The organism is Streptomyces sp. SCSIO 75703 (genome assembly GCF_036607905.1).
Lineage (GTDB): Bacteria > Actinomycetota > Actinomycetes > Streptomycetales > Streptomycetaceae > Streptomyces.
Map to the genome: position 1 here is coordinate 5,755,297 of NZ_CP144555.1, position 25,540 is coordinate 5,780,836.

Genomic DNA, 25,540 nt, shown 5'->3' on the forward strand with positions numbered 1-25,540 from the left:
GTCCGAGAACAGCGAGAAGCCATGACCGCACACACCGCCGGCGCCGCCCGCCTCCGTACCGGAGGCCCCCGGGACGACGACGGTCCCGGGATCGTCGAGCACGTCCTGGGATGGACGCTCGTCGTGGTGACCGCGATGCTCGTGGTCCAGTTGGGCCTGCTGTGACGTGATCCTGGTGTGACCTGCCCCACGTTGCGACCTGCCATACTGCGGATGTCCTGTCGCCCGTAGGAGACCAGGGTCGAATTTGAATATCAGTCAACAGGGGGCCGGCGCCCGTCCCCGGGCGCGCGGCACCGAGCGCTCACTGGCCCGCCGTGCCGAACTCATCGCCATCGGGCGGAGGCTGTTCGCCCACACGTCCTACGACGCGCTCTCGATGGACGACATCGCCCGCCAGGCCCATGTCGCCAAAGGGCTGATCTACTACTACTTCCAGTCCAAGCGGGGCTACTACCTGGCGATCGTCCGGGACTCCGTCGCGGACCTGGTCACCAACGCGGCGAGCGGCACCGAACTGCCGCAGCGCGACCGCGTGGACCGCACGATCGACGGCTACCTGCGCTACGCGGAGCAGAACCAGGCCGCCTACCGCACGATCGTCAGCGGGGGCGTCGGCTTCGACACCGAGGTGCACGCGATCCGCGACGGGGTGCGCGAGGCGATCGTCGCCACCATCGCCGAGGGCGCCTACGGGCGGACCGACATCGGCCCGCTGGCCCGCATGGGACTGCTCGCCTGGGTGTGCAGCGTCGAGGGCGCCACCCTGCACTGGATCGGCCGCCCCGAACTCTCCCGCGACACCATGCGCGACCTGCTGGTGAGGACCCTCGGCGGCGCCCTGCGGGCCGTCGAGGAGATGGACCCGGCCTGCCCCGCCCCCGCCCCGGCCCGCCGGGACGCGTGAGGCGGGGCGGAGGCCGCCGTGGCGGACCTCCACCCCGCCGGGGGCGGACCGGGTGGTCAGCGGAGGGCGCGCATCAGTTCACCGTCCGCGGTGTCCCCGCTCAGCTCCCACAGGAAGGTGCCGCCGAGGCCCTCTTCCTCCTTGTAGGTCATCTTCGACGCGATGGTCTCCGGGGTGTCGTAACTCCACCATTCGTCACCGCACTTGGCGTAGGCGGTGCCGGCCACGGTGCCGGTCGCGGGGCAGCGCTCCTTGAGGATCTTGTAGTCCTCGATGCCGTCCTCGTAGGTGCCCTTGGCCGGCCCGGTCGCGGAGCCACCGGGCTCCGCCTGCGTCACACCGGTCCAGCCGCGCCCGTAGAAGCCGAGGCCGAGCAGCAGCTTGTCGGCCGGGATGCCGAGGCCCTTGAGCTTGTCGACCGTGGCGGTGGTGTGGAAGTCGGCCTGCGGGATGCCCTCGTAGGAGGTCAGCGGCGAGTGCGGGGCGGTCGGCCCGGCCGCGTCCCAGGCGCCGAAGAAGTCGTACGTCATCGGGTTGTACCAGTCGACGTACTGGGCGGCGCCCGCGTAGTCGGCCGCGTCGATCTTGCCGCCGGCGCCGGCGTCGGCCGGGATCGCCGCCGTCACCAGGTTGTCGGAGCCGAACGTGGCCCGCATCGCCGACATCACGCTCGTGAACGCCTCGCGCCCGCTGGTGTCGCAGGTCAGCCCACAGGCGTTCGGGTACTCCCAGTCGATGTCGATGCCGTCGAAGACGTCCGCCCAGGCGGAGTTCTCGACGAGGTCGTAGCAGGACCGGGCGAAGCCGGCCGGGTCCTTCGCGGCCTCGGCGAAGCCGCCGGACCAGGTCCAGCCGCCGAAGGACCACAGCACCTTCAGGCCGGGATGCTTCTCCTTGAGCCGGCGGAGCTGGTTGAAGTTGCCGCGCAGCGGCTGGTCCCAGGTGTCGGCGGTGCCGTCCACGGACTCCTGCGCGGTGTAGGCGCGCTCGGTGGCCGCGTACGAGTCGCCCATGGCGCACTTGCCGCCGGTGACGTTGCCGAAGGCGTAGTTGATGTGGGTCAGCTTCCCGGCCGACCCGGAGGTCTCGATGTCCTTGACGTGGTAGCCGCGGTCGTAGACGCCCCATTCGGTGAAGTAGCCGACCACCTTGGAGCCGGCCGCCTCCCGGTCGGGCCCGGCCGGTGGGGCGGCCGTTGCGGTACCGGCGCCGGCGAGCAGGCCGGCGCCGAGTGCGGCGGTGCACAGGGCGGACAGGAGCGTCCGCGCGGAGCGCCCCCCGCCCGGACGGCGCCGGAGGCGGTGAAGGGCGCGGGACAGGTACGGGACGTGCATCGGGTGTCTCCTCGTGGGGGGAAGAGGGAACGCGCGTCGACGGTCGGGGCCCCGCGGCCATGACTTCGGTGGCATGAACACGGAAACCCCGGTCGGTGCGCCACCGTAGGAGGACTAGACCAGTTGGGTCAATGGTGCGGACCAGTCCGGCCCGTCGGCGTCCGGAACCGCACCCCGGCCACTTTCGTGAAGTAAGCGCTCGTTAACTGGTGACTGCATGCGTCCGATCGGGCATACTCACTGCGCACAGCCGCTGGTCAGCCGCTTCCGAGACCCGGGGGTGCGAGCATCGGCCCAGCCCGAACGACCCGGCGGAACCGCCCCCACCCAAGGACCCGTCCGCCGATGTGCCCGACAGGGAGGAGAGCGTCGCCATGACCGACCGCGCCCCGCAGCCGGTGGACCGGCAACTGCCCACGGAGGAGGCCCGGGAGCTGATCGCCCTCGTCCGCGACATCGCGCGCCGGGAGATCGCCCCGCGTGCCGCCGAGGAGGAGGAAGCCGGCCGCTTCCCGCGCGAGGTCTTCTCCCTGCTCTCCGAATCCGGCCTGCTCGGCCTGCCCTACGCCGCCGAGCACGGCGGCGGCGACCAGCCCTACGAGGTCTACCTCCAGGTCCTCGAAGAGCTGGCCGCGGCCCGGCTCACCGTCGGCCTCGGCGTCAGCGTCCACACCCTCGCCTCCTACGCCCTCGCCGCCCACGGCACCAAGGAGCAACGGGCCGAGCACCTGCCCGCCATGCTCGGCGGCGGCCTGCTCGGCGCCTACTGCCTCTCCGAGCCGGCCTCCGGCTCCGACGCCGCCTCGCTGCGCACCAGGGCGGTGCGCGACGGCGACGACTGGGTGCTCACCGGCACCAAGGCGTGGATCACCCACGGCGGCATCGCCGACTTCTACACGGTGATGGCACGCACGGGGGTGGAGGGCCCGCGGGGGATCACCGCCTTCCTGGTGCCCGGCGACGCCGAGGGGCTGAGCGCCGCCGCGCCCGAGAAGAAGATGGGGATGAAGGGCTCGCCCACCGCGCAGGTCCACCTCGACGGCGTGCGGGTCCCGGACGCCCGGCGGCTCGGCGACGAGGGCCAGGGCTTCGCCATCGCCCTCTCGGCACTGGAGTCCGGGCGGCTCGGCATCGCCGCCTGCGCGATCGGCGTGGCCCAGGCCGCGCTGGACGAGGCGGTCGGCTACGCGGCCGGACGGCGCCAGTTCGGCAAGCCCGTCTCCGACTTCCAGGGGCTGCGCTTCATGCTGGCCGACATGGCCACCCAGATCGAGGCGGGCCGCGCCCTCTACCTGGCCGCGGCGCGGCTCAGGGACGCGGGGCTGCCCTTCGCCAAGCAGGCCGCGATGGCCAAGCTGCACTGCACCGACACCGCGATGCGGGTCACCGTCGACGCCGTGCAGATCCTCGGCGGCTACGGCTACACCGCCGACTTCCCCGCCGAGCGCTACCTGCGCGAGGCCAAGGTCCTGCAGATCGTCGAGGGCACCAACCAGATCCAGCGGATGGTCATCGCCCGTCACGTCGCGGGACCCGAGGGACGCTGAAGTCGCCGAGCCCGTACGGGGGCGCAGCGAGCCGGGTCCACTCCGGGTCGTGGCGCCCCGGAAGGGTGCGGCCGTGCTCGGCCCAGACCCGCATCAGCTCGCGGTAGATCGGCGGATCCTGCGGGGGCGGCGCCGGGGGACGCGCTCCGGCGGGCACCGGGACGAACAGGTGGTGCCGGTGCCCGGGGGCCGCGTAGGAGGGCCTGAGGGTCATACCCGGACAACGCGGTGACGGGCGACAGGTCACCCGTCCCGGGAATCGGGCGTGAGTTCGCGGACCGCCCGGCGCGGTGCCGGCGGTCCGGACGTACGTCTGCGTGAGGGGCCGACGCCACTGCCCCGCAAGGAGGCTGACGACCGGTCGGGAAGGTGGCGGGCGGCGGCCGGCCCGGGGGCCGTGCGTCCGCCCGCGTCACGCTCGCGGACCGCGCGGGCGCGGTCCGGCGCGGCGGAACGGTACGGAGCGGACCGCTCTCAGGCGGCCTGGGCCCGCATCACCGGCACCCGCATCGGACGCGAGCCCGGACCCCCGACGTGGGAGAAGGGCTGGGTCCGCCAGTCGAGCCCCCGAGGGAGCGTCAACAGCAGGGCGGTGTCCTGCTCGTGGGGCTGGAAGGACGCGTCGGCGGGCCGCGCGTCGGCGGCCTCGCGCCCGGTGCCGGTGCACACCGTGAGGCCGAACGGGTTCCACGGGGAGGCGCACAGCGCGTGCTCCGGAAGCGTCTCCTCGTCCGCCAGCAGCGCGATGGGCTGCGCGCAGTCCGGGCAGATCACCCGGTACATCTCGAAGGTGTCGTAGGCGTCGAGTTCCTCGTCGTCGTAGGCGTCCGGTTCGACGCCCTCCGGCACGGACTCGACGGGCTGGAGCCGCTTGGGCGTGGTGCGACCAGGGCGCTGAAGACTCTGCATGGGATTCTCCCCCTCGGGCTGGGGCCGTGAAGGCACTGCGGCCTCGACCACACCAAGCACTTCCCGTCCACCCTCGGCGGTAATCACGGGAACATCACGGGAGCCGCCGCAAACGTGTGGCGTTGGTCACACGCGGCGTCCGGGTGCCCGGTGCGGTGCGTTTGTCCCCCGTCCGGGCCCCGCGCGGCCCGCCCCGGGACCCCGCCGGACCGCGATCCGGCCGCGACCCGCGCCGATCGGTGTCCCGGGTGGTCAGCCGCACTGTAGGTTCTCCGCCATGGAGGAGCTGGACCGACAGATCGTGCAGCTGCTCGTCAAGGACGGGCGGATGAGCTACACCGACCTGGGCAAGGCCACGGGCCTGTCCACCTCGGCCGTGCACCAGCGGGTGCGGCGGCTGGAGCAGCGCGGTGTCATCCGCGGATACGCCGCGGTCGTCGACCCCGGGGCCGTCGGCCTGCCGATGACCGCCTTCATCTCCGTGAAACCCTTCGACCCCAGCGCGCCCGACGACATCGCCGACCGGCTGGCCGGCGTCCCGGAGATCGAGGCGTGCCACAGCGTGGCCGGCGACGAGAACTACATCCTGAAGGTCCGCGTCGCCACCCCCCACGAACTGGAGGAACTCCTCGCCCGGGTGCGTTCCCTGGCCGGGGTCTCCACCCGCACCACGGTCGTGCTCTCCACGCCCTACGAGGCCCGCCCGCCCCGTATCTGACCCCCGGCCGCGCCCGGCCCCGGCGCGGCGCCGCCCTGCGTGCCGGACGGCGGCGGCGAGGGGCGAGACTGGGGGCATGAGTGAGTCCACCGCCCCGTCCACCACCGTGCTGCTCCGCCGCGGCGAGGTGCACAGTCCCGCCGACCCCTTCGCCACCGCGATGGTCGTCGAACGCGGCCGGATCGCCTGGGTCGGCTCCGAGGGCGCCGCCGACGCCTACGCGGACGGCGTGGACGAGGTGGTCGACCTGGACGGCGCGCTCGTCACCCCGGCGTTCACCGACGCACACGTGCACACCACCTCGACCGGCCTCGCGCTCACCGGCCTCGACCTCTCCGCCGCCGCCTCCCGCGAGGAAGCGCTCACCCTCGTACGGGAGTTCGCCGCCGCCCGGCCCGGCGACCGGGTCCTGCTCGGCCACGGCTGGGACGCCTCCCGCTGGCCCGGCGGACTCCCGCCCACCCGCGCCGAACTCGACGCGGCCACCGGCGGCCGGCCCCTCTACCTCAGCCGCATCGACGTCCACTCGGCGGTCGTCACCACCGCGCTCCTCGACCTCGTCCCGGCCGGGGTGAGCCGCGCCGACGCCCCGCTGACCGCCGCCGACCACCACGCCGTTCGGGCTGCCGCCCTCGGCGCCGTCACCCCCGCCCAGCGCGCCGAGGCCCAGCGCGCCGCCCTCGCCCACGCCGCCTCCCTCGGCATCGGCACCGTTCACGAATGCGCAGGGCCCGACATCTCCTCCGAGGACGACCTCACCGGCCTGCTGCGGCTCGCCGCCGAGGGCGACGGCCCCCGCGTGGTCGGCTACTGGGCCGAACGGGACGTCGCCAAGGCCCGGGAGCTGGGCGCCCACGGCGCCGCCGGGGACCTCTTCGTCGACGGCGCGCTCGGCTCGCACACCGCCCGCCTGCACGCGCCCTACGCCGACGCCGGCCACACCGGCACCGCCTACCTGGACGCCGACGCGGTCGCGGCCCACGTGGCCGAGTGCACCGAGGCGGGCCTCCAGGCGGGCTTCCACGCCATCGGCGACGCCGCCGTCACCACCGTCGTCGAGGGCGTGCGCGCCGCCGCCGAGCGGGTCGGCCTCGCCCGGGTGCGCGCCGCCCGCCACCGCGTCGAACACGCCGAGATGCTCACCGGCGAGACCGTCGCCGCCTTCGCCGAACTCGGCCTCACCGCCTCCGTCCAGCCCGCCTTCGACGCCCTGTGGGGCGGGGACGACGGCATGTACGCCCAGCGCCTCGGTGCCGAACGGGCCCGCACCCTCAACCCGTTCGCCGCCCTGCTGCGGGCCGGCGTGCCGCTCGCCCTCGGCTCGGACAGCCCGGTCACGCCCCTCGACCCCTGGGGCACCGTCCGGGCCGCCGCCTTCCACCGCACGCCGGAGCACCGGGTCTCCGTGCGGGCCGCGTTCACCGCCCACACCCGCGGCGGCTGGCGCGCGGTCGGCCGCGACGACGCCGGCGTCCTGGTCCCGGGAGCCCCCGCCGACTACGCGGTGTGGCGCACCGGCGAGCTGGTGGTGCAGGCGCCCGACGACCGGGTCGCCCGCTGGTCCACCGACCCGCGCTCCGGCACGCCCGGCCTCCCCGACCTCACCCCGGGGGGCCAACTGCCCGTCTGTCTGCGCACCGTGGTGGGCGGCCGGACGGTCCACGTACGCCCGGCGGAGTGATCTCCACGGCCGACGGGGCGATGATCTTCGGTCCGGGCCGGACCGGAACGCCACCGCGCTGACCTGCGCTTTGATGGGAAAGCCGCAGGTAGAACGCCTGTTGACAGGCGGCGGCAGGTGACGGGTAGGTTCGGCCCAGTCCACCACCGGACGTCCGACCGGGGAACTCTCCGCGTACGCGCGGCGGTGCCGCCGGGTCAGGGACGGAGCGCCGCACCGGCGCACCGCCACTGGGAGCCAGGCGCAGCGCCAGCACCGCCGCGAGGGAACGTTCCGCCCGGTCGGGAGGTGTGACCCGGGTGGGGCCCGTCCGCTCAGTAGACAACGGCTCTCGGTCGATCCGCAGCCAGCGGGTCCCAGGCCGGCCCGAAGGGCGACGGGCCCCCATCCGCCGCGAAACGGCAGGAAGCGCTCCCCGTGCCCCCGGTTCCGGGACATCACGCGACCAACCGCACGTCCTGGCACGTCCGCGCAGGCCGCGGCCATTATGGTGGTCCCCTGCGTACGGACACGAAGGGGCAGCAGTGAGCGACGGCGACGGGACGTCCGCGGCAGCGGGCGGAGAGCGGCGGTTCGGCCCCCTGGGCACGACCTTGGTGATCATCCCGACCTACAACGAGGCGGAGAACATCAAGGCGATCGTCGAGCGCGTGCGCGAGGCGGTCCCCGACGCGCACGTCCTCGTGGCCGACGACAACAGCCCCGACGGCACCGGCAAGCTCGCCGACGAACTGGCCGCCGCCGACGACCGGGTCCACGTCCTGCACCGCAAGGGCAAGGAGGGCCTGGGCGCCGCCTACCTCGCGGGCTTCACCTGGGGCCTGGAGCGCGGCTACGGGGTCCTGGTCGAGATGGACGCCGACGGCTCCCACCAGCCCGAGGAACTGCCCCGTCTGCTCACCGCGCTCAAGGGGGCCGACCTGGTGCTCGGCTCCCGCTGGGTGCCCGGCGGCCGGGTGGTGAACTGGCCCCGCTCCCGCGAGATCATCTCCCGCGGCGGCAGCATGTACTCGCGCATCGCCCTCGACCTGCCGCTGCGCGACGTCACGGGCGGCTACCGGGCCTTCCGCCGGGAGACCCTGGAGGGGCTGGGCCTCGACGAGGTCGCCTCCCAGGGCTACTGCTTCCAGGTCGACCTGGCCCGCCGGGCGATCCGCGCCGGGTACCACGTCGTCGAGGTGCCGATCACCTTCGTCGAGCGCGAGCTGGGCGACTCCAAGATGAGCCGCGACATCCTCGTCGAGGCGCTGTGGCGGGTCACGACGTGGGGCGTGGGGGAGCGGGTCGGCAAGGTGCTCGGCCGCGACCGCGCCGCCGGGCCCGAGCATGCCGGCCGGCCCGAGTCCCTGCCCGCCGCGGAGCGGCCGGTGGCCGACGTGGCGGTGGCCGGGGAGGCGGGGGCGAGGGTGACCGAGGGCGTTGCCCCCGGCCCGGCGGAGCCCCCCGGCGGGGAGACCGGCGCAGCGGAGCCCCCCGGCGGGGAGAGCGCCGCCCGGAAGGCGCCCGCCCCGGAGGGGGCGGGGGGCACGTCCGCCGATCCGGCGCCCGGGGCCGTCGCCGGCCCCGCGCCCGGTTCCGACGCCGCGCCGGGTGACGGAACCGGTGCGGCGGACGGGAAGCCGGCGCGGACCTCCGACGGGGACACGTCCTGATCACCCCCTTATCCCGCACTGAGCCGGGTCCGGGCACACTGGAGACATGACGACTGGCGCTCAGACCCCCAGGCCCCCCGCCCGGCCCCGGCGCTCCCGGCTGCGCACCTTCCTGCCGTTGGGCATCGCCGCGTGGCTCGTGCTGGAGATCTGGCTGCTGACCGTGGTCGCCGGCGCCTCCAGCGGGCTGGTGGTCTTCCTGCTGCTGGTCGCCGGGCTGTTCCTCGGCTCCGTGGTCATCAAGCGGGCCGGCCGCCGGGCCTTCGCCAGTCTGACGCGGACGCTGCAACAGCAGCAGGCCGGGACGGCGCCCGGGGCCCGCCCCGACAGCGAGGGCAACGGGCTCATGATGCTGGGCGGGCTGCTGCTGATCCTGCCCGGACTGATCTCGGACGCGCTGGGCCTGCTGCTCCTGCTGCCCCCGGTCCAGAAGGCGGTGAGCCGCCGCGCCCAGCACAGCGTCGAGCGCAGGCTCCGCGAGGCCGGGCCCGGCACCTTCGGCGACGCCTTCCGCCAGGCCCGTATGCACCGCCCCGACGGCAAGGTCGTCCAGGGCGAGGTCGTCCGGGACGAGCCGGACGACACGTCCCGGGGGCCCCGCCCGCCCCTCGACCGCTGACCCACCGCCGGGCCCGGGTCCCCGTCAGGGCGCCCGGGGCCGCACCCGTCCGGGCGCCGCCTGCCCGGGCCGGGGCGCGGTCCGTGTCCGGGCATGACGAAACCGCGGGTGCCGTACGTGGGTCACGTACCGCGCCCGCGGTTCGCTCGCGTGGTGCCGAAACTCGCCTGCCCGTCAGGCGGACTTGCGGCTGTCCCGGGGATGAACCGCGATGTTCATCGCGCCGGAACGCAGAACGGCCAGCCGCTCCTCGAGGACCTCTTCCAGTTCCTCGCGGGTACGCCGCTCCATCAGCATGTCCCAGTGCGTACGCGCGGGCTTGGCCTTCTTCTCCTCAGGGCCGTCGCCGTCCACCAGGAGTGCCTGGGCCCCGCAGACCTTGCACTCCCACTCCGGCGGGATCTCCGCCTCGACCGAGAAGGGCATCTCGAAGCGGTGCCCCTTCTCGCATGCGTACTCCACGGCCTGGCGCGGGGCCAGGTCGATGCCGCGGTCCGTCTCGTAGCTGGTCACCACGAGACGCGTGCCGCGCAGAGCTCGCTCACTCATGAATCGTGCCTCCCGGGCTTGTCGCCCACAGGACAGGTGTCGCTGTCGTCGTCATCCGGTCAACGTCCGGGCGGCGGTAAAGATTCCCGTTCCGGCTCCCGATCCGGGCCCTGCGTCGCCGTCGCAGCCGCAGCCTTGTCAACCAGTGCAGTACCCGCCGGCGTCCGGTTTGTCACCTCTGTTGGGAGATGTGACATAGCGTTTCGGCACCTTTGACGCGCAGTAACGGTACGCCTGGCAGGCCAAACGCGTACACTACCGCCCTTTCGCGCCGAGTGCTAAATCCTTTCCGGTACGGGATTGCCCGCGTCGGCGATCGCCCGGCGCACCGGCACCCGCGCGAGCAGCGCGAAGCCCAGTACGAAGAACGCCACCAGGGAGAGGATCGCGTCCCGGTAGCTCCCGGTGAGCTGGTAGGTGAGGCCGAAGAGCAGCGGCCCCAGCCAGCTCATGCCCCGGTCGCTCAGCTCGTAGGCGGCGAAGTACTCGGCCTCCTTGCCCGGCGGGACCAGGTGGGAGAAGAGCGAGCGGGACAGCGCCTGGCTGCCGCCCAGGACCAGCCCGATCCCGGCCGCCAGGACGAAGAACCACGTCGGCGCGCCGGCCGGCAGGAAGTACCCGGCCGCCAGCGTGAGCGTCCAGGCGACCAGGGAGCCGAGGATCGTCCGCTTCGCGCCGTGCCGCAGGGCCAGCCGGCCCATCGCCAGCGCGCCCGCCACCGCCAGCACCTGCACCAGCAGCACCGCCACGATGAGCGTGGACTGGTCGAGCCCCAGTTCCTCGGAGCCGTAGACCGATGCCTGGGAGATCACCGTCTGGATGCCGTCGTTGTACACGAGGTAGGCGAGCAGGAAGTACAGGGTCAGCGGGCGGCGCCGCATGTCGCGGACGGTCGCCGCGAACTGCCGCAGCCCCGGCGGCGCCCCCTCCCGCGCGGGGGTCCGGCGGTCGCGCAGCCGGCGCAGCGGGATCAGCGCGAAGGCCCCCCACCACAGCCCGGCCGAGGCCAGACAGATCCGGACCGCCTGGCTCTCGGACAGGCCGAAGGAGTCGTGGGCGGTGTAGAGGACCAGGTTGGCGACGAGCACCAGGGACCCGGCCGCGTAGCCGAAGGCCCAGCCGCGCGAGGAGACCGCGTCGCGCTCCTCGGGCCGGGCGATCTGCGGCAGGTAGGAGTTGTACAGCATCATCGCCACGGACTGCGCCGCGTTGGCGACCACCAGGAGCAGGCCGCCCAGCAGATAGCGGTCGCCGTCGAGGAAGAACATCCCGGCGGTCGCCGCCGCCCCGGTGTACGCGGCGGCGGCCAGCAGTGGCTTCTTGCGCCCCGTCCGGTCGGCCGCCGCGCCCACCAGCGGCATGGCGAGGACGGCGACGACCACCGACAGGCTCACCGCGTACGCGAAGAACGATCCGGCGCGCACCGGGACGCCCAGGGGGTGGACGTACCCGTCGGCGTCCGCCGCGGCCTTGGCGACGGCCGTCAGGTAGGGCCCGAGGAAGACGGTGAGGACGCTGGTCGAGTAGACCGAGCAGGCCCAGTCGTAGAAGTACCAGCCCCGTTGTTCCCGTCGCCGTCCCTCGGCCCCGTCGGCCGCGTCCGTCCGCACGGTGTCGATGCCCACCCGCGCCCCCGCCTCCCCCGTCGGCGCGCCCCGCCCCGGATACCGGCCGCCCTCAGACCCAGACGCCCCGGTCCTCCATGACCCCGCGCAACGTGTCGATGTGATCGGTCATGATGCCATCCACCCCGAGGTCCAGCAGCCGGTGCATGCGGTCGGCCTCGTTCACCGTCCACACGTGCACCTGGAGCCCGAGCGCGTGGGCGGCGCGCACGAAACGGCGGTCGACCACCTGGATGCCGGACTGCACCTCGGGCACCTGCGCGGCCACCGCCGAACGCCGCAGGGCCGCCGGGACGCCCCACGAGCGCAGCCGCAGGTTGAGCACGCCCCGGGTGCCGTACGAGGTGGCCAGGCGCGGGCCGGCCAGCCGCTGGGCGCGGACCACGCGGGCCTCGGAGAAGGAGCCGACGCAGACCCGGTCCCAGGCGCCGGTCCGCGCGATCAGCTCCAGCAGCGGCGTCAGCGCCGCCTCCTCCTTGACGTCCACGTTCCAGCGCGCCTCGGGGAAGGCGTCGAGGAGGTCCTCGAAGAGGGGCACCGGCTCCACGCCGGCGACCCGGGCCCGCCGCACGGTCTGCCAGGTGAGGGCGCCGATCCGGCCGGAGCCGTCGGTCACCCGGTCCAGGGTCGCGTCGTGGAAGGCGACGAGCCGCCCGTCCCGGGTGGCGTGGACGTCGGTCTCCAGGTACCGGTAGCCCGCCTCCACCGCCCGCCGGAACTGCCGCAGGGTGTTCTCCAGGCCGTCCGCCGCTCCGCCGCGGTGGGCGAAGGCGAGGGGGCCGGGGTGGTCGAGGTAGGGGTGGCGTATCGGGGAGCTCACCCGGGCAGTATCGCGCGGTCGGGTGGACCGGCGGCAACGTCCGCCCCGCCCGCGGGTGCCGCGGGGACGGCGAACACGCGCAGGAACACCTGGGCGAGCGGGCCGATCGACACCGCGTAGAGCAGCGTGCCGACGCCGACCGTGCCGCCCAGCAGGAAGCCGGTGACGACGACGGCGACCTCGACCGCCGTGCGCACCAGCCGCACCGACAGCCCCGTCCGTTCGTTCAGCCCCGTCATCAGCCCGTCGCGCGGACCCGGCCCGAACCGCGCCGCTATGTACAGCCCGGTCGCCGCGCCGTTGAGGACGATCCCCGCCACCAGCAGCGTGATCCGCACCGCCATGGGGCGGGCGTCCGGCACCACGGCCAGCGTGAGGTCCAGCGCGGCCCCGATCACCAGCACGTTGGAGACCGTGCCGAGCCCCGGCCGCTGGCGCAGCGGGACCCACAGCAGCAGCACCAGCGCGCCCAGCACGGTCACCACCACGCCCATCGGCAGACCGGTGCGCTCGGCGACCCCCTGGTGCAGCACGTTCCACGGCTCCAGGCCGAGGCCGGACCGCACCAGCAGCGCCGAACTCGCGCCGTACAGCACGAGGCCCCCGTAGAGCTGGATCAGCCGTCGGCCGAGTCGCCGCTGTGTGGCCAAGGAGTGCCCCCCTGTGTGGTGGTAGTGGACTGCTGCGTGACACCCTGGGGGCCGAGAAGCACGGCCATCCATGGCCAATACGGGGAAGGTGGACTGATTTCCATGGCGCAGTGGACCTCGGCCGTGGGGGCGGTGCAGCTCGCCCGGCTGCTCGCCTCGCAGCAGGACCGGCCGGCCGGACCCGGCACCCGCAGACCGCCCGCCTACCGGGCGCTCGCCGACGGTATCCGGCTCCTGGTCCTCGAGGGCCGCGTGCCGGTCGCCGCCCGGCTGCCCGCCGAACGCGAACTCGCCCTCGCGCTGACCGTCAGCCGCACCACCGTCGCCGCCGCCTACGAGGCGCTGCGGACCGAGGGGTTCCTGGAGTCCCGGCGCGGCGCCGGGAGCTGGACCGCCGTACCGGCCGGCAACCCGCTGCCCGCGCGCGGGCTCGAACCCCTGCCGCCCGAGGCCCTCGGCTCCATGATCGACCTCGGTTGCGCGGCGCTGCCCGCGCCCGAGCCCTGGCTCACCCGCGCCGTCCGGGGCGCCCTGGAGGAACTGCCGCCCTACGCGCACACCCACGGCGACTACCCGGCCGGACTGCCCGCCCTGCGCGCGATGATCGCCGAGCGCTACACCGCGCGCGGCATCCCGACCATGCCCGAGCAGATCATGGTGACCACCGGCGCCATGGGCGCCATCGACGCCATCTGCCACCTCTTCGGCGGACGCGGCGAGCGCATCGCCGTCGAGTCCCCCTCCTACGCCAACATCCTCCAGTTGATGCGCGAGGCCGGGGCCCGCCTGGTGCCCGTCGCCATGGCCGAGGGGCTGACCGGCTGGGACGTGGACCGCTGGCGCCAGGTGCTGCGCGAGTCGGCGCCCCGCGTCGCCTACGTCGTCGCCGACTTCCACAACCCCACCGGCGCGCTCGCCGACGACGACCAGCGGCGGCGGCTGGTGGACGCGGCCCGTTCGGCCGGGACGGTGCTGGTGGCCGACGAGACCATGAGCGAACTGTGGCTCGACGACGAGGTCGACATGCCGCGCCGGGTGTGCGCCTTCGACCCGGCCGGGTCCACGGTCGTCACCGTCGGCTCCGCCAGCAAGGCGTTCTGGGCCGGGCTGCGCATCGGCTGGGTCCGCGCCGCCCCCGACGTGATCCGCAGCCTGGTCGCCGCCCGCGCCTACGCCGACCTCGGCACCCCCGTCCTGGAGCAGCTCGCCGTGAACTGGCTTTTCACCACGGGTGGCTGGGAGCAGGCGGTGGGGCTGCGGCGGGCGCAGGCCCGGGAGAACCGGGACGCGCTGGTCGCCGCCGTCCGGCGTGAGCTGCCCGACTGGGAGTTCGAGGTGCCGCGCGGCGGGCTGACCCTGTGGGTGCGTACCGGCGGGCTGTCCGGTTCGCGGCTCGCCGAGGCGGGGGAGCGGGTGGGCGTACGGGTGCCCTCCGGGCCGCGCTTCGGGGTGGACGGCGCCTTCGAGGGGTACGTGCGGCTGCCGTTCACGGTCGCCGGGGCCGTGGCGGAGGAGGCGGCGGTACGGCTCGCGGCGGCGGCCCGGCTCGTCCGCAGCGGCGGCGCGGGGGGCGGCGAGTCGCCCCGGACCTTCGTGGCCTGACCCGCGGGGGCGTTCGGCGGCTCGCGGGGGCGAGGTGGTGGCGGGCGCCGGGGAGCGCGCCGGACCGGGCCGGGCCGTGCCGGGGCCCGTGGGGCGGGGCGCGGTGGGGCCGGCGGGGCGGCCGGGCTCGCCCGGCGCGTACGGTGCCGCGCCGCCGGGCGTGTCGCGGACCCGGGGACGGGCGCGGCGGGGTGTGGCCGGGCGTGGCGGCCCGCCCGGCTCCGTGCGGCGCGACTCCCGCGGTGCCGGCGGCGGCGGGCGCCGGGCGTGTCGTGGGAGCGGAGACGTGCGGCGGGGGCGTGGCCGGGGCGGGGCGGGCTCGCCCGGGACCGGCGCGGCGCGCTCAGGCGCGCTCCGCGGCGACGGCCTCCGCGGGCACCGTCTCGCGCACGGGCTTCTCCGCCGGGACCGTCTCGCGCACCGGCGCTGTGTCCGGCGTGTCCTCGGGGGCCGCGGGGCACCTCTCGTCGTCCGGCGGTGCCGCCGGGCCGCCCGGACCGGCCGGTGGCCCCGACCCGTCGCCGGTCTTGCGGAGACGGGCCGTCGCCGGTTCCTCCTCCTCGGGGCCCGTGGCCCGTTCCCCGTCCGCCGGGGTGGTGCGCTGCGGGAGCAGGCCGAGCACGGCCTGCCGGTGGGCGTCGCTCGTCGCGTCGTCGTACGGGTCCGGCGTCGCCGGGACCTGGAGGCGGTGCACCGGTCCCGTGCCGAGCCGGGCGTAACCGCGGCCCGGCGGGACCTGTTCGACGGGCGTGGTGTGCGGGGGGACGCCCAGCGCGGCCGTCAGTTCCTCCGCCGAGGCCGGGCCGAGGACGACCCGCGCGCGCGTGTGCTGCCGTACGGGGTCGCCGAGGGCGTCCACGGCGTCGAGCTGGTCGGCGACGGCCACCGTCACGTTGGCCGCCCGGCCGTGCCGCAAGGGCACCTGGAGCAGGGACTGCGGGTCCCGGCGCCCGTCGGCGGCGGCCAGGTGCGCGAAGGCGCTCGGCCGGTCCACCAGCACCCACAGGGGCCGCCGGGTGTCCTCGGGCGGCGGCTGCCCCTCCTGGCGCGCCCGGTTCAGGGCGACCAGCCGGCGTTCCGTCTCGTGGGCCGCCCACTCCAGGCTGGTCAGCGCCCCGGTGAGGCCGCACTCCACGGCGAGGACGCCGTCCCGCCCGGTCAGGCAGGCGTACTCGCCGGTTCCGCCGCCGTCGACGATCACCAGGTCGCCGTGGTGCAGGGCCTGGAGCGCGATCGACCGCAGCAGCGTCGACGTGCCGGTGCCCGGCCGGCCGAGCACCAGCAGGTGCGGCTCCGTGGAGCGGACGCCGGTGCGCCACACCACCGGCGGCACGTCCCGCGACGCCGCGCCGTCGGCGCCGGGGGAGAGCGGGAGCGTGCGCTGCGTCCGGGTGGGGTCCGTGAAGCCGAGCACCGTCTCGCCCGGGGCGGTGACGAAACGCTGGGCGGCGATGTCCGTGGGCAGCGGCGCCAGCGCGGCGACGGAGAGGTGGTTGGCCTCCTCGTCCCACGCGAAGTGGTACTCGCGGCCCCGGCCCGCCTTCGCCGTCAGCAGGTGCTCGATCCGGGTACGGGAGTGCGCCTCCCCGTCGGTGAAGTAGGCCGGGTAGCGGATCACCAGGTGGGCGAAGCGCCCGTCGTCGTCGAACTCGTACGACGGGAACGCCTTCTCCCACGATCCCCCGTGGGCGTACAGCGGATCGGGGTCGTCGGGGTGCGTGAAGTACGGCACCAGCGCGTCGTAGAGCGAGCGCAGCCGCCGCGTCTGGTCGTCGTCGGGGCCCTCGGTGGCGGGCGGGGTGCGGTCCCGGCCCGTCCAGGCCGCCGCCCCCATCAGGGCGACGGCGGCCAGCAGCGGCCCGTACGGCACCAGTGCCACGACCAGGACCACCGAGGCCGCCAGGAACAGCAGCCCCCCGCGCCGGTCCTTGGGCGTCTCGGCCCATCTGCGCCGCCCGGCCGAGGCCAGCCGGCGCAGACCGCGGGCGATCGTGATCAGCGGCTGGAGGACGTCGGCGGCGCCGCCGGCCGCCGTCCTGGCCAGCTCCCGGCTCCGGGTGAGCTGCGCGCCACCGTTGCTCAGAATGCGGGGGAGGGGCCGCCGGGCCACTGGTGCCTCCTGGAAGTACGTGCTTGCGGATGTCGGGCTCGGGGGCGCTGCCGTCAGAAGTTGAGGCCGCCGAGCAGGCCCGCCAGGCTCTCCCCGCCCGCCTTGATGCTGGGGGCGATGGCCGTGCTCGCGAGGTAGAAGCCGAACAGGACCGCGACCAGCGCGTGCGACGCCTTCAGGCCGTCCTTGCGGAAGAAGATGAAGACGACGATGCCGAGCAGGACCACGCCGGAGATCGAGAGGATCATGTTGAGTTCTCCTGGTTCACGGGGGGACAGTCACCATGAGTGCTTCCAGGTTCACAGCATGTATCCATACGATAAAAGGTGCAAATGAGGGAAATCCCCTGAAATGAGCCCGAGTGGCCGAGCGGCCCGCCCGGCGCCGGACCGGACCGCCGTGCCGGCGCCGTCGCGCGCGGGGGCGCCCCGGGCGTGTCGGGCGTGTCGGGCGTGTCGGGTGAGGGGCCCCGCGAGCCAGTACCCTGGCGATTCACTCGCACGGCGGCACCGCTCGCCGTCGTGCGCACCCGCGGTTCCCCCACCTTCGTACGTTCGCAGTGAGAGGCGGTCCGGCCGATGAGTGAAGCCCCCGACCCCGAGGTCGTGGAGCTGGCGACCAAGATCTTCGATCTGGCCCGGCAGGGGCGGACCGAGGAACTCGTGGCCTACGTGGACGCCGGCGTCCCCGCCGACCTGACCAACGACCGCGGCGACTGCCTCGTCATGCTCGCCGCCTACCACGGCCACGCCGACGCCGTGCGCGCCCTGCTGGCCCGCGGAGCCGACGCCGACCGGGTCAACGACCGGGGCCAGACCCCGCTCGCCGGTGCCGCCTTCAAGGGCGAGACCGACGTGACCAAGGCCCTCCTGGAGGCCGGGGCCGACCCCTCCGCCGGCACCCCCTCGGCCGTCGACACGGCCCGCATGTTCGCCCGGACCGAACTGCTGGAGCTCTTCGGCGTCCGGTGACCGGACAGCGGCCGCGCACTCCCGGCGCCCCGGCGGGCGGCGCCGGGCGCGGGCCGGAGCGGACGCCCTGACCAGGCGGTCCGCTCGGAACGGCGGGGCGGCGGGGGCGCCGGAAATTTCGGTCGCGGCGGGAGTGACCGCCGGGTCATCATGGCGACGTGATTCACGGACGCGATGGCTGGGCAGGTGTTGCCGCACCGCGCGGGCCGTGATGCGGCCCCGCGGGGCCACCGACGAGAGGCAGAGGAAGATGGTCTACCACGAGCAAGAGACGGCGGGCACCCCGACGTGTTGTCGCACGGCCAGGTGACGAGTGGTCCCCGGTTCCGTCGACGCTTGATGTGAGGCTGTTTCCCATGTTCGATCCGGTCATAGCCCCCAGTGGCACGCTGCTCGGCCTGCTCCAGCGGGGGCGTGGCGACGGCACGCTCCACGCGCTCACCGCGCCCCGCGCGGAGGCGCTCGCGGCGCTGGACGCGTGCGTCCTCCACGACCCGCGCCACGACTGGCAGGTCGAGAACCGCTCCCTCTACTACGCCCGCCTCTACCTCGACCTGCACGGCGAACTGGACGCCGTCGAGGCCCACCTGTTCTCCCCCGAGGACGCCCTGGACCCCGAGGAGTCGCGCACCGGCCTGGCCCTCGCCGTCCTCGGCCACCTCGCCTCGTACGGCAGGCTGGACGCCCTCGGCATGCTGCGCCGCTACGCCGCCCACGGCGCCAACTGGGCCTGGGCCCTGGACGAACTGGCCCTGCGCGACGACGACGCCGGCCTGCGCGCCCTCGCCGCGCCCGTGCTCGCCCGCTTCCCGCGCGACGCCGAGGGCGAGGCCGAACTCGCCCGCACCGTGAGCGACGCCTTCGAGCCCCGCCCCTGGCGCCTGTGGGCCGACGATCCCCGCGCGTCGGTCGCCACGCGCGTGCGCGCCGCCCGGGAGGCCGGGTCCTTCGACCGCTGGCAGCGGCAGATGCGCTCCTGCGGACCCCGGCCCGGCTGGAGCGTGGCCGCCGTCCTCGCCTGGGCCCGGCAGGGCGTCGAGCGCGGCACCCCGCGCCACGTGCCGGCCGCCCGCTGCCTGATGGCCGTGGCCGGCCCCGAGGACCGGCCCGAGATCGTCGAGGCCGCGCGCTCGGGCCCCGAGGGCGCCCGCTGCACGGCCCTGCGCCACCTCGCCGACGCCAACGACCCCGACGCGCTCGACCTGATCGAGACCGCCGCGCTCACCGCCACCGGCCCCGTCGTGGAGGCCGCCGTCGACGCCTTCGAACGCATGCGCAGCCTCGCCGCCGTCGACCGGGCCCGCCGCTGGGTCCACCGGCCCGGCCCGCTCGGTGCCGCCGCCGCCCGCGTCCTCGCCTGCCGGGGCGGCGTCCAGGACCGCGCCCCGGTCCTCGCCGCGCTGCGCGACGCGGTACGCGGGGAGGGCCCCGACGCGTCGACGCTGTGGACCCTCGTCGACGGGGCCGGCCGGCTCGGCATCGGCTGCGCCGCGCCCGTACTGCGGCACGTGTACCGGGAGACCGCCTCCTCCCACCTGCGGGGCCGCGCCGCCCGCGCGCTCGCCGCCACCGACCCGTCCTTCGCCGCCGGGTTCGCCGTCGAATGCCTGTGGGACTGCGAGGAGAGCACCCGCGAGATCGCCGCCCGCTACGCCGAGACCGGCGACAGCCGCGTCGTCGAACGGCTGCGGCGGCTCGCCGCCGACCCGGCCGAGGAGGACGACGTCCAGACGGCCGTCCGCAGCCGCTTCGGCCCGGACGCCCCGGCGGTCTGAGGGCAGCCGCGGCGGGGTGGGCCACCGGAGGCACCGGCCGCCGGGCGCCGGGGTGACGCGGCGGGGCGGGCCACGGGCTGCCGGGGCGGCGGGCCGACGTCGTGGGGCCGGTGCCGGGCGGCGAGCCCGGCCGGCGCGGCGCGCGGGGCAGGGGCCGCCGGGTGCGCCGGCGCCCGGGGCGCGAGACGCCCGCGGGTCCCGCGACGGGCCGGGCCGCGCAACGCTCATGGGACGTTCCCCGCCCGGAAAGATCCACGTTGACGTGGCCACGTCCCGCCCGGCGAGAACACGGGTATGCGTGTCGTCATCGTCACCGAGTCCTTTCCCCCCGATGTGAACGGCGTGGCCCACTGCGCGCTCCAGACCGCCCGGCACCTCGTCGACCGCGGCCACGACTGCGTCGTGATCGCCCCGGCCCCCGCCTCCCCCTCCGCCGCGCACCCCCGGGACACCGGTGCGCCCTGCCCCGTCGTCCCGGTCCCCTCCCTCCCGCTCCCCGGCTACCCCCAGGTCCGGGTCGCCCTGCCCAGCAGAAAGGTCGCCGCCACCCTCGCCGGCCACCGGCCCGACCTCGTCCACCTGGCCGGTCCCTTCGTCCTCGGCGCGCGCGGCATGGCCGCCGCCTCCCGCCTCGGCGTCCCCGCCGTGGCCGTCTACCAGACCGACCTCGCCGGCTACGCCCGTACCTACATGGGCGCGGGCGAGGCGGTCGCCTGGCGGCGCATCCGCACCGTGCACGCCGCCGCCGACCTCACCCTCGCCCCCTCCAGCGCCGCCCTGCGCGACCTGCGCGAGCACGGCGTACCGCGCCTGCGGCTCTGGCCCCGCGGCGTGGACACCGACCGCTTCCGGCCGGGCCTGCGCGACGAGGCCCTGCGCCGCGAACTCGCCCCCCACGGCGAAGCGATCGTCGGCTACGTCGGCCGGCTCGCCCCCGAGAAGCGGGTCGAACTGCTGGCCGGCGTCTGCGCGCTGGACGGGGTGCGCCTCGTCGTCGTGGGCGACGGCCCCAGCCGGCCCGGCCTCGAACAGGCCCTGCCGGGCGCGGTCTTCCTCGGCCGCCGCACCGGCGACGACCTCGCCCGCGTCTTCGCCTCCCTGGACGTCTTCGCCCACACCGGGCCCTTCGAGACCTTCTGCCAGACCGTCCAGGAGGCCATGGCGAGCGGCGTCCCCGTCGTCGCGCCCGCCGCGGGCGGACCCCTCGACCTCGTCCTCCCCGGCCGTACGGGGCTGCTGGTGCCGCCGGGCGACGCGGCGGCCGTCCGGGACGCCGTGGCGGCGCTGGCCGCCGACCCCGCCCGGCGGGCGGAGTACGGCTCCGCCGGGCGGGCCACCGTCGAGGGCCGCACCTGGGCGGCCGTCGGCGACCGGCTGATCGGCCACTACACCGAGGTCCTCGCCACCCGGAGGGCGGTGCTGGCGGCGTGAGCGCCCTGCGGATCGTCCGGCTCGCCAACTTCGTCGCCCCCGCCTCGGGCGGGCTGCGCACCGCCCTGCGCGAACTGGGCCGCGGCTACCGGCGGGCGGGACACGAACCGGTCCTCGTCGTGCCCGGGGCACACGCCGACGACCGGCACACCGACCAGGGCCGGGTGATCACCCTCCCCGGCCCGCCGCTGCCGGGCACCGGCGGCTACCGCGTCCTGACCGGCAGGCGGAGCCTGGCCCGCCTCCTGGAGGACCTGGCCCCCGACCGGCTGGAGGTGTCCGACCGCACCACTCTGCGCTGGACCGGCACCTGGGCCCGCCGCGCCCGCGTCCCCGCCGTGATGGTCTCCCACGAGAGCACCGACGGCGTGCTGCGCGCCTGGGGGCTGCCCGGCGGCGCGGCCGGACGCGCCGCCGACGCCCTCAACCTGCGGACGGCACACGCGTACGCGCGTGTCGTGTGCACCACGGAGTTCGCCGAGCGCGAGTTCCGGCGTGTCGGCGCGCGCAACGTCGTCCGCGCCCCGCTCGGCGTCGACCTCACCGCACGGAACCCCTCCTCGTACGACGCCGCCCTGCGCGCCCGCCACGCGCGGGCGGACGAGGCGCTGCTGGTGATGTGCTCCCGACTGTCCGTGGAGAAGCGGCCCGGCACCGCGCTCGACGCGCTCACGACGCTGCGACGGCGCGGCGTCCCGGCCGTCCTGGTGATCGCCGGCGACGGCCCGTTGCGCGGGCGGCTCGCACGGTGGGCCGGCGACGAACGGCTGCCGGTGACGTTCCTCGGGCACGTGGCCGACCGGGCCCTGCTGACCGGACTGCAGGCGTCGGCCGACGTGTGCCTGGCCCCGGGGCCCGCCGAGACCTTCGGGCTCGCCGCGCTGGAGGCGATGGCCTGCGGCACGCCCGTGATCGGCAGCGCCACGTCGGCACTGCCCGAGGTGATCGGCGCGTCCGGGGCCGTCGCCGCCGACCACGGGGACGCCTTCGCCGACGCCGTGGAACGTCTCCTCGACCGCCCCGAGCCCCTGCGCAGGCAAGCCGCACGCGCGCGTGCCGAGTGCTTCGGCTGGGACCGGTCCGTCGCCGCGTTCCTCGCCGCCCACGACGCGCCGGCCGCCGCGTACCCGGCGGTCCGGGAGGGAGCGGCATGACCGGCGTGCGGTTCGTGGCCCTCGGCGACTCGCTGACCGAGGGCGTGGGCGACCCCGCCGCCGGCGGCCGGCGCGGGTGGGCCGCGCTGCTCGCCGCCGGACTCGCCCCGGAGCCCGCGGCCTTCACCAACCTCGCGGTCAGCGGCGCGCGGACCCGCGACGTCCTGGAGCGGCAACTGCCCGCCGCCCTCGCCCTGCGGCCCGACATCGTCTCCGTCGTCGTCGGCGTCAACGACACGCTCCGCCACACCTTCGACCTCACCGCCGTCGCCGCAGGCCTCGACACCGCCTACGCCGCCTGCACGGGACGCGGGGCGCTGCTCGTGACCGCCTGCCTGCCCGACCCCGGCGAACTGCTGCGGCTCCCGGGCGCGCTGGCCCGCCCGCTGGCCCGGCGGCAACGGGCCGTCAACGCCGTGGTCCACGCCCTGTCCGACCGCTACGACGCCGTCCACCTGCACGCCCGTGGCGACTGGACCCGGGACCGCGCCCTGTGGAGCGCCGACCGGCTCCACCCCGGCGAACGGGGACACCGCCAACTCGCCCTGCGCTTCCACGCGCTGCTCGCCGCACGCGGCGCCGCCACCGGACCGGCACCCTCGCCCGAGCCCGAGTTCCCCGCGCCCACCCGCTCGGCCCGCCTGCGCCGGCTCGCCACGGCCGGCACCGGCTGGGTGGCCCGGCGCTGCACCGACCTGCTGCCGCACCTGCTGGCCCTCGCCGCCGACGACCTCCGCCACCAGGCGCGCGGGACCACCGCCCGTCTCGACCACCGCGCGTCGGTGGCCGTGACCGCCGCCCTGGCCGCACTGTCTCCGCCGCCCCCGGACAGGCGTGCCCCGTTGCCCGGCGGGCCGGGCCCGGCCCCGGTGGCCGCGCGTCCGGGGCGGGCCTGACACCGTCCCGCGCGGATGCCGGCGGGCCGGACCCCCGGCGGGCCGCGCGGAAGGCACGCCCGTGCCGGACGCCCCGGCGTGCCCGTGCCCTCGGCCCGCACCGTGGCATACGCGGGCCCCCGGCGACGGCGTGCCGGGACCGTGTGCGCTCAGCCCGCCGCCGCGCCCCGGCGGCGCCGCACGGTCACGAAGCGGACCGGCGTTCCCGGCACCGCCTGGGCCGCCGCCGGGAGGTCGGCGGCGCGCACGACGCCGACGACCGGATAGCCGCCCGTCGTCGGATGGTCGGCGAGGAACACCACCGGGAGGCCGTCCGGCGGGACCTGCACCGCGCCGAGCACCATGCCCTCGCTGGCCAGTTCGCCCCGGCGGGACCGGCGGAGCGCAGGCCCCTCCACGCGCAGCCCGACCCGGTTGCTCGCGCCCGACACCCGGTACGCGCCGGTGACGAACGTCCGCAGCGCCCCGGCCGTGAACCAGTCGGCGCGCGGCCCCGGCACCACCCGCAGCACCAGTTCGGCCGGCGGACCCGGCTGCGGGGCGACGTCCACGCGCGCGTGGGGCACCCCGGGCCGCCCTAGGGGCAGCACGGTGCCGTCGGCCAGGGGCGGCGGACCGAGCCCGGAGAGCAGGTCGGTGGAGCGGCTGCCGAGCACCGGCTCCACCCGGACGCCCCCGGAGACGGCCACGTAGGCGCGCACCCCGCGCACGGCCGTGCCGACCTCCAGCAGCGAGCCGGCCGGCACGTCCACCGCCGCTCCCCAGGCAGCCGGGCGCCCGTCGACCCGTACCCGGCACGGGGCGCCGGCCACCGCCACCGTCACCGGGCGACGCGGGCGCAGGGCGCAGCCGTCGAGGGTGGTCTCCAGCACCGCCGCCCCGACGGGGTTGCCCACCAGCCGGTTGGCCAGGGCGGCCGCGGGCGCGTCGAGCGCGCCGGAGCGCGGCACGCCGAGGTGGGCGTGGCCCGGACGGCCCCGGTCCTGGACGGTCGTCAGGGCTCCGGCACGGACGACGAGGAGCGCACGGTCCGTCACGAGCGCCCCCCGCCCTGGCGGGGAACGAACCGCACGCGCGTGCCCGGCGACAGCAGCGCCGCCGGCACCCGTGCCGGGTCCCACAGCACGGCGTCCGCGGTGCCGATCACCTGCCAGCCGCCCGGCGACGCGCGCGGGTACACGCCCGTGTACGGGCCGGCCAGCGCCACGGCCCCGGCCGGGACGGCCGTGCGGGGCGTGTCCCGGCGCGGCACCTCGTACCGGGACGGCAGCCCGGTGAGGTACCCGAAGCCGGGCGCGAAACCGCAGAAGGCGACCCGGAACTCGACGCCCGCGTGGATGTGCCCCACCTCCTCTTCCGCCACGCCCCAGCGGGCGGCGACACCGGCCAGGTCGGGGCCGTCGTAGCGGACCGGTATCTCGACCGCGCGCGGCTCGCGCGGGGGAGCGGGCGGCACCCGGGCGGCGGTCAGTTCGCGCGCCAGGCGCTCCGGGTCGGCCACCCCGTCCAGCAGCACCGTACGGGCCGCCGGCACGATCTCCCGCGCCACGAGCGAGCCCGTTGCCCGGCGCCGTTCCAGCTCCGCGCGCAGCGCCTCGGCCGCCTCCCCGGAGGCCACCTCCACCAGCAGGGCGTCGTCACCGACCGGCAGCACGTTCACGCGAAGGCCACCACCCGCACCCCGGCGGCGGAGAGCCGTTCCCGGACCCGCCGGGCCAGTTCGACCGCGCCGGGCGTGTCGCCGTGCACGCACAGGGACCGCGCCCGCACCCGGACGCGGGCCCCCGACAGGGCGGCCACGGCCCCGCCCCGGGCCAGTTCCACCGAGCGTTCCACGACCGCGTCCGGGTCGGTGACCACGGCGCCCGCCTCCCCGCGCGGCACGAGCGTGCCCTCGTCGGTGTACGCGCGGTCCGCGAACGCCTCCTCCACGACCGGCAGTCCGGCCCGCCCGGCGGCCTCCAGCAGCCGCGAGCCGGGCAGCCCCAGCACCGGCAGCGCCCCGCCCGCCAGGAGGACGCCGTCGACCACCGCCGCGGCCTGGCCGGCGTCGCGCACCACCCGGTTGTAGAGGGCGCCGTGCGGTTTCACGTACGCCACGCGCGTGCCCGCCGCCCGCGCGAACACCTCCAGGGCACCGATCTGGTAGGCCACCTCGGCCGCGAGTTCGGCGGGCGGCACCTCCATCGCGCGCCGCCCGAAGCCGGCCAGATCGCGGTAGGAGACCTGCGCGCCGATCGTCACGCCGTGTCCGGCCGCCAGTTCGCACACGCGCCGCATGGTGGCCGGGTCCCCGGCGTGGAAGCCGCAGGCGACGTTGGCGCTGGTGACGACCGAGAGCAGGCCCGCGTCGTCGGTGAGGGTCCAGCGGCCAAAACCCTCGCCGAGGTCGGCGTTGAGGTCGATCGAGGTCATGCCCACCAGTCTCCCCACCCCTGCCCCGCGCCCACCCTGCGGGTCCCGGCCGGAGACGACCCGCGCCCACCCCGCGGGTCCCCGCCTGGGGACGACCCGCCCCACGCAACCGGGCCCCGGCCCGAGGACGACCGCCGGTCCCGGCCGGACAGATCCCGCCACCCCCCGGCCGTCC

The 25,540-nt window shown here is 76.0% G+C and carries 23 protein-coding genes and 1 pseudogene; 13 read left to right on the forward strand and 11 right to left on the reverse strand.

The window, feature by feature from the left end:
• Nucleotides 1-21 precede the first annotated feature (21 nt).
• A complete protein-coding gene (locus VM636_RS25385; protein ID WP_107091339.1) occupies nucleotides 22-165 on the forward strand; it encodes an SCO1431 family membrane protein in 144 nt (47 codons plus the stop codon).
• An 82-nt stretch (nucleotides 166-247) separates the two neighbouring features.
• The gene (locus VM636_RS25390; RefSeq protein ID WP_030420898.1) at nucleotides 248-907 is read left to right on the forward strand and encodes a TetR/AcrR family transcriptional regulator; all 660 of its coding nucleotides are present in this window, start codon (nucleotides 248-250) and stop codon (nucleotides 905-907) included.
• Between the two features lie 56 nt (nucleotides 908-963).
• On the opposite strand, the gene VM636_RS25395 is transcribed toward VM636_RS25390, so the two are convergent.
• Nucleotides 964-2,241, reverse strand: a complete 1,278-nt coding sequence (locus VM636_RS25395; protein ID WP_030420899.1) for a glycoside hydrolase family 18 protein — start codon at nucleotides 2,239-2,241, stop codon at nucleotides 964-966.
• 374 nt (nucleotides 2,242-2,615) lie between these two features.
• On the opposite strand from VM636_RS25395, the gene VM636_RS25400 reads away from it, so the two are divergent.
• On the forward strand, nucleotides 2,616-3,788 hold the full coding sequence (locus VM636_RS25400; protein WP_030420900.1) for an acyl-CoA dehydrogenase family protein: 1,173 nt from the start codon (nucleotides 2,616-2,618) through the stop codon (nucleotides 3,786-3,788).
• A 474-nt stretch (nucleotides 3,789-4,262) separates the two neighbouring features.
• Here the strand turns inward: VM636_RS25400 and VM636_RS25405 are convergent, their stop codons facing one another.
• On the reverse strand, nucleotides 4,263-4,697 hold the full coding sequence (locus VM636_RS25405) for a hypothetical protein (RefSeq protein WP_030420901.1): 435 nt from the start codon (nucleotides 4,695-4,697) through the stop codon (nucleotides 4,263-4,265).
• A 277-nt stretch (nucleotides 4,698-4,974) separates the two neighbouring features.
• On the opposite strand from VM636_RS25405, the gene VM636_RS25410 reads away from it, so the two are divergent.
• The 4 genes and pseudogenes from VM636_RS25410 (at nucleotide 4,975) to fxsA (ending at nucleotide 9,367) form a co-directional block, all read left to right on the forward strand.
• On the forward strand, nucleotides 4,975-5,415 hold the full coding sequence (locus VM636_RS25410; protein ID WP_030420902.1) for an Lrp/AsnC family transcriptional regulator: 441 nt from the start codon (nucleotides 4,975-4,977) through the stop codon (nucleotides 5,413-5,415).
• A 76-nt stretch (nucleotides 5,416-5,491) separates the two neighbouring features.
• On the forward strand, nucleotides 5,492-7,096 hold the full coding sequence (locus tag VM636_RS25415; protein ID WP_338485839.1) for an amidohydrolase: 1,605 nt from the start codon (nucleotides 5,492-5,494) through the stop codon (nucleotides 7,094-7,096).
• Nucleotides 7,097-7,620: 524 nt separating this feature from the next.
• A pseudogene (locus VM636_RS25420) lies at nucleotides 7,621-8,406 on the forward strand (polyprenol monophosphomannose synthase); the annotation flags it as partial.
• A gap of 388 nt (nucleotides 8,407-8,794) precedes the next feature.
• Nucleotides 8,795-9,367, forward strand: a complete 573-nt coding sequence (gene fxsA, locus VM636_RS25425) for an FxsA family membrane protein (RefSeq protein WP_030420905.1) — start codon at nucleotides 8,795-8,797, stop codon at nucleotides 9,365-9,367.
• A 174-nt stretch (nucleotides 9,368-9,541) separates the two neighbouring features.
• Here the strand turns inward: fxsA and VM636_RS25430 are convergent, their stop codons facing one another.
• The 4 genes from VM636_RS25430 to VM636_RS25445 all read right to left on the reverse strand — a co-directional run bounded on the left by VM636_RS25430 (nucleotide 9,542) and on the right by VM636_RS25445 (nucleotide 13,011).
• Nucleotides 9,542-9,916, reverse strand: a complete 375-nt coding sequence (locus tag VM636_RS25430) for an RNA polymerase-binding protein RbpA (protein ID WP_003977404.1) — start codon at nucleotides 9,914-9,916, stop codon at nucleotides 9,542-9,544.
• 278 nt (nucleotides 9,917-10,194) lie between these two features.
• The gene (locus tag VM636_RS25435; RefSeq protein WP_030420906.1) at nucleotides 10,195-11,541 is read right to left on the reverse strand and encodes an MFS transporter; all 1,347 of its coding nucleotides are present in this window, start codon (nucleotides 11,539-11,541) and stop codon (nucleotides 10,195-10,197) included.
• A gap of 52 nt (nucleotides 11,542-11,593) precedes the next feature.
• Nucleotides 11,594-12,361, reverse strand: coding sequence for a glycerophosphodiester phosphodiesterase (locus VM636_RS25440; protein WP_338485843.1), 768 nt, complete (start codon nucleotides 12,359-12,361; stop codon nucleotides 11,594-11,596).
• Nucleotides 12,358-13,011, reverse strand: coding sequence for a membrane protein (locus VM636_RS25445; protein WP_030420908.1), 654 nt, complete (start codon nucleotides 13,009-13,011; stop codon nucleotides 12,358-12,360). The genes VM636_RS25440 and VM636_RS25445 overlap by 4 nt, the downstream gene beginning before the upstream one ends.
• Nucleotides 13,012-13,113: 102 nt before the next feature.
• Here VM636_RS25445 and VM636_RS25450 point away from each other — a divergent pair, with 102 nt between their 5' ends.
• The gene (locus tag VM636_RS25450) at nucleotides 13,114-14,613 is read left to right on the forward strand and encodes a PLP-dependent aminotransferase family protein (RefSeq protein ID WP_030420909.1); all 1,500 of its coding nucleotides are present in this window, start codon (nucleotides 13,114-13,116) and stop codon (nucleotides 14,611-14,613) included.
• A gap of 343 nt (nucleotides 14,614-14,956) precedes the next feature.
• Here the strand turns inward: VM636_RS25450 and VM636_RS25455 are convergent, their stop codons facing one another.
• Both VM636_RS25455 and VM636_RS25460 read right to left on the reverse strand, forming a co-directional pair.
• Nucleotides 14,957-16,723 (reverse strand): hypothetical protein, encoded by a 1,767-nt coding sequence (locus tag VM636_RS25455; RefSeq protein WP_338485844.1) that lies wholly within the window; start codon nucleotides 16,721-16,723, stop codon nucleotides 14,957-14,959.
• Nucleotides 16,724-16,776: 53 nt separating this feature from the next.
• Nucleotides 16,777-16,971, reverse strand: a complete 195-nt coding sequence (locus tag VM636_RS25460; protein WP_030420911.1) for a hypothetical protein — start codon at nucleotides 16,969-16,971, stop codon at nucleotides 16,777-16,779.
• Between the two features lie 330 nt (nucleotides 16,972-17,301).
• On the opposite strand from VM636_RS25460, the gene VM636_RS25465 reads away from it, so the two are divergent.
• The 5 genes from VM636_RS25465 to VM636_RS25485 all read left to right on the forward strand — a co-directional run bounded on the left by VM636_RS25465 (nucleotide 17,302) and on the right by VM636_RS25485 (nucleotide 22,950).
• The gene (locus VM636_RS25465) at nucleotides 17,302-17,694 is read left to right on the forward strand and encodes an ankyrin repeat domain-containing protein (RefSeq protein WP_030420912.1); all 393 of its coding nucleotides are present in this window, start codon (nucleotides 17,302-17,304) and stop codon (nucleotides 17,692-17,694) included.
• 356 nt (nucleotides 17,695-18,050) lie between these two features.
• Nucleotides 18,051-19,469, forward strand: a complete 1,419-nt coding sequence (locus VM636_RS25470) for a HEAT repeat domain-containing protein (RefSeq protein WP_338485845.1) — start codon at nucleotides 18,051-18,053, stop codon at nucleotides 19,467-19,469.
• A gap of 294 nt (nucleotides 19,470-19,763) precedes the next feature.
• Nucleotides 19,764-20,900 carry a glycosyltransferase family 1 protein gene (locus VM636_RS25475; protein ID WP_338485846.1) on the forward strand — a complete coding sequence of 379 codons (1,137 nt, stop codon included), beginning with the start codon at nucleotides 19,764-19,766 and terminating at the stop codon, nucleotides 20,898-20,900.
• Nucleotides 20,897-22,054, forward strand: coding sequence for a glycosyltransferase (locus VM636_RS25480; protein WP_338485847.1), 1,158 nt, complete (start codon nucleotides 20,897-20,899; stop codon nucleotides 22,052-22,054). Before VM636_RS25475 ends, VM636_RS25480 begins: the two co-directional genes overlap by 4 nt.
• Nucleotides 22,051-22,950: an SGNH/GDSL hydrolase family protein gene (locus tag VM636_RS25485; protein WP_338485848.1), complete on the forward strand. Its 900-nt coding sequence runs from the start codon at nucleotides 22,051-22,053 to the stop codon at nucleotides 22,948-22,950. Before VM636_RS25480 ends, VM636_RS25485 begins: the two co-directional genes overlap by 4 nt.
• A 149-nt stretch (nucleotides 22,951-23,099) precedes the next feature.
• Here VM636_RS25485 and VM636_RS25490 read toward each other — a convergent pair whose 3' ends face one another.
• From VM636_RS25490 to VM636_RS25500, 3 genes are read right to left on the reverse strand one after another with little or no spacing between them, the layout of a single operon-like run.
• On the reverse strand, nucleotides 23,100-23,987 hold the full coding sequence (locus tag VM636_RS25490; RefSeq protein ID WP_053913401.1) for a biotin-dependent carboxyltransferase family protein: 888 nt from the start codon (nucleotides 23,985-23,987) through the stop codon (nucleotides 23,100-23,102).
• The gene (locus VM636_RS25495; RefSeq protein ID WP_030420918.1) at nucleotides 23,984-24,610 is read right to left on the reverse strand and encodes an allophanate hydrolase subunit 1; all 627 of its coding nucleotides are present in this window, start codon (nucleotides 24,608-24,610) and stop codon (nucleotides 23,984-23,986) included. The genes VM636_RS25490 and VM636_RS25495 overlap by 4 nt, the downstream gene beginning before the upstream one ends.
• Nucleotides 24,607-25,365, reverse strand: a complete 759-nt coding sequence (locus VM636_RS25500) for a 5-oxoprolinase subunit PxpA (RefSeq protein WP_030420919.1) — start codon at nucleotides 25,363-25,365, stop codon at nucleotides 24,607-24,609. The genes VM636_RS25495 and VM636_RS25500 overlap by 4 nt, the downstream gene beginning before the upstream one ends.
• Nucleotides 25,366-25,540: the final 175 nt, after the last annotated feature.

What these genes read in the sequence shown, in the direction of transcription:
- VM636_RS25460 (WP_030420911.1), bottom strand. Translation starts at nt 16,971, where the DNA reads ATGATCCTCTCGATCTCCGGCGTGGTCCTGCTCGGCATCGTCGTCTTC.
- VM636_RS25450 (WP_030420909.1), top strand. Translation starts at nt 13,114, where the DNA reads ATGGCGCAGTGGACCTCGGCCGTGGGGGCGGTGCAGCTCGCCCGGCTG.
- VM636_RS25415 (WP_338485839.1), top strand. Translation starts at nt 5,492, where the DNA reads ATGAGTGAGTCCACCGCCCCGTCCACCACCGTGCTGCTCCGCCGCGGC.
- VM636_RS25395 (WP_030420899.1), bottom strand. Translation starts at nt 2,241, where the DNA reads ATGCACGTCCCGTACCTGTCCCGCGCCCTTCACCGCCTCCGGCGCCGT.
- VM636_RS25400 (WP_030420900.1), top strand. Translation starts at nt 2,616, where the DNA reads ATGACCGACCGCGCCCCGCAGCCGGTGGACCGGCAACTGCCCACGGAG.
- VM636_RS25430 (WP_003977404.1), bottom strand. Translation starts at nt 9,916, where the DNA reads ATGAGTGAGCGAGCTCTGCGCGGCACGCGTCTCGTGGTGACCAGCTAC.
- VM636_RS25470 (WP_338485845.1), top strand. Translation starts at nt 18,051, where the DNA reads ATGTTCGATCCGGTCATAGCCCCCAGTGGCACGCTGCTCGGCCTGCTC.
- VM636_RS25500 (WP_030420919.1), bottom strand. Translation starts at nt 25,365, where the DNA reads ATGACCTCGATCGACCTCAACGCCGACCTCGGCGAGGGTTTTGGCCGC.
- VM636_RS25465 (WP_030420912.1), top strand. Translation starts at nt 17,302, where the DNA reads ATGAGTGAAGCCCCCGACCCCGAGGTCGTGGAGCTGGCGACCAAGATC.
- VM636_RS25475 (WP_338485846.1), top strand. Translation starts at nt 19,764, where the DNA reads ATGCGTGTCGTCATCGTCACCGAGTCCTTTCCCCCCGATGTGAACGGC.
- VM636_RS25405 (WP_030420901.1), bottom strand. Translation starts at nt 4,697, where the DNA reads ATGCAGAGTCTTCAGCGCCCTGGTCGCACCACGCCCAAGCGGCTCCAG.
- fxsA (WP_030420905.1), top strand. Translation starts at nt 8,795, where the DNA reads ATGACGACTGGCGCTCAGACCCCCAGGCCCCCCGCCCGGCCCCGGCGC.
- VM636_RS25385 (WP_107091339.1), top strand. Translation starts at nt 22, where the DNA reads ATGACCGCACACACCGCCGGCGCCGCCCGCCTCCGTACCGGAGGCCCC.
- VM636_RS25410 (WP_030420902.1), top strand. Translation starts at nt 4,975, where the DNA reads ATGGAGGAGCTGGACCGACAGATCGTGCAGCTGCTCGTCAAGGACGGG.
- VM636_RS25485 (WP_338485848.1), top strand. Translation starts at nt 22,051, where the DNA reads ATGACCGGCGTGCGGTTCGTGGCCCTCGGCGACTCGCTGACCGAGGGC.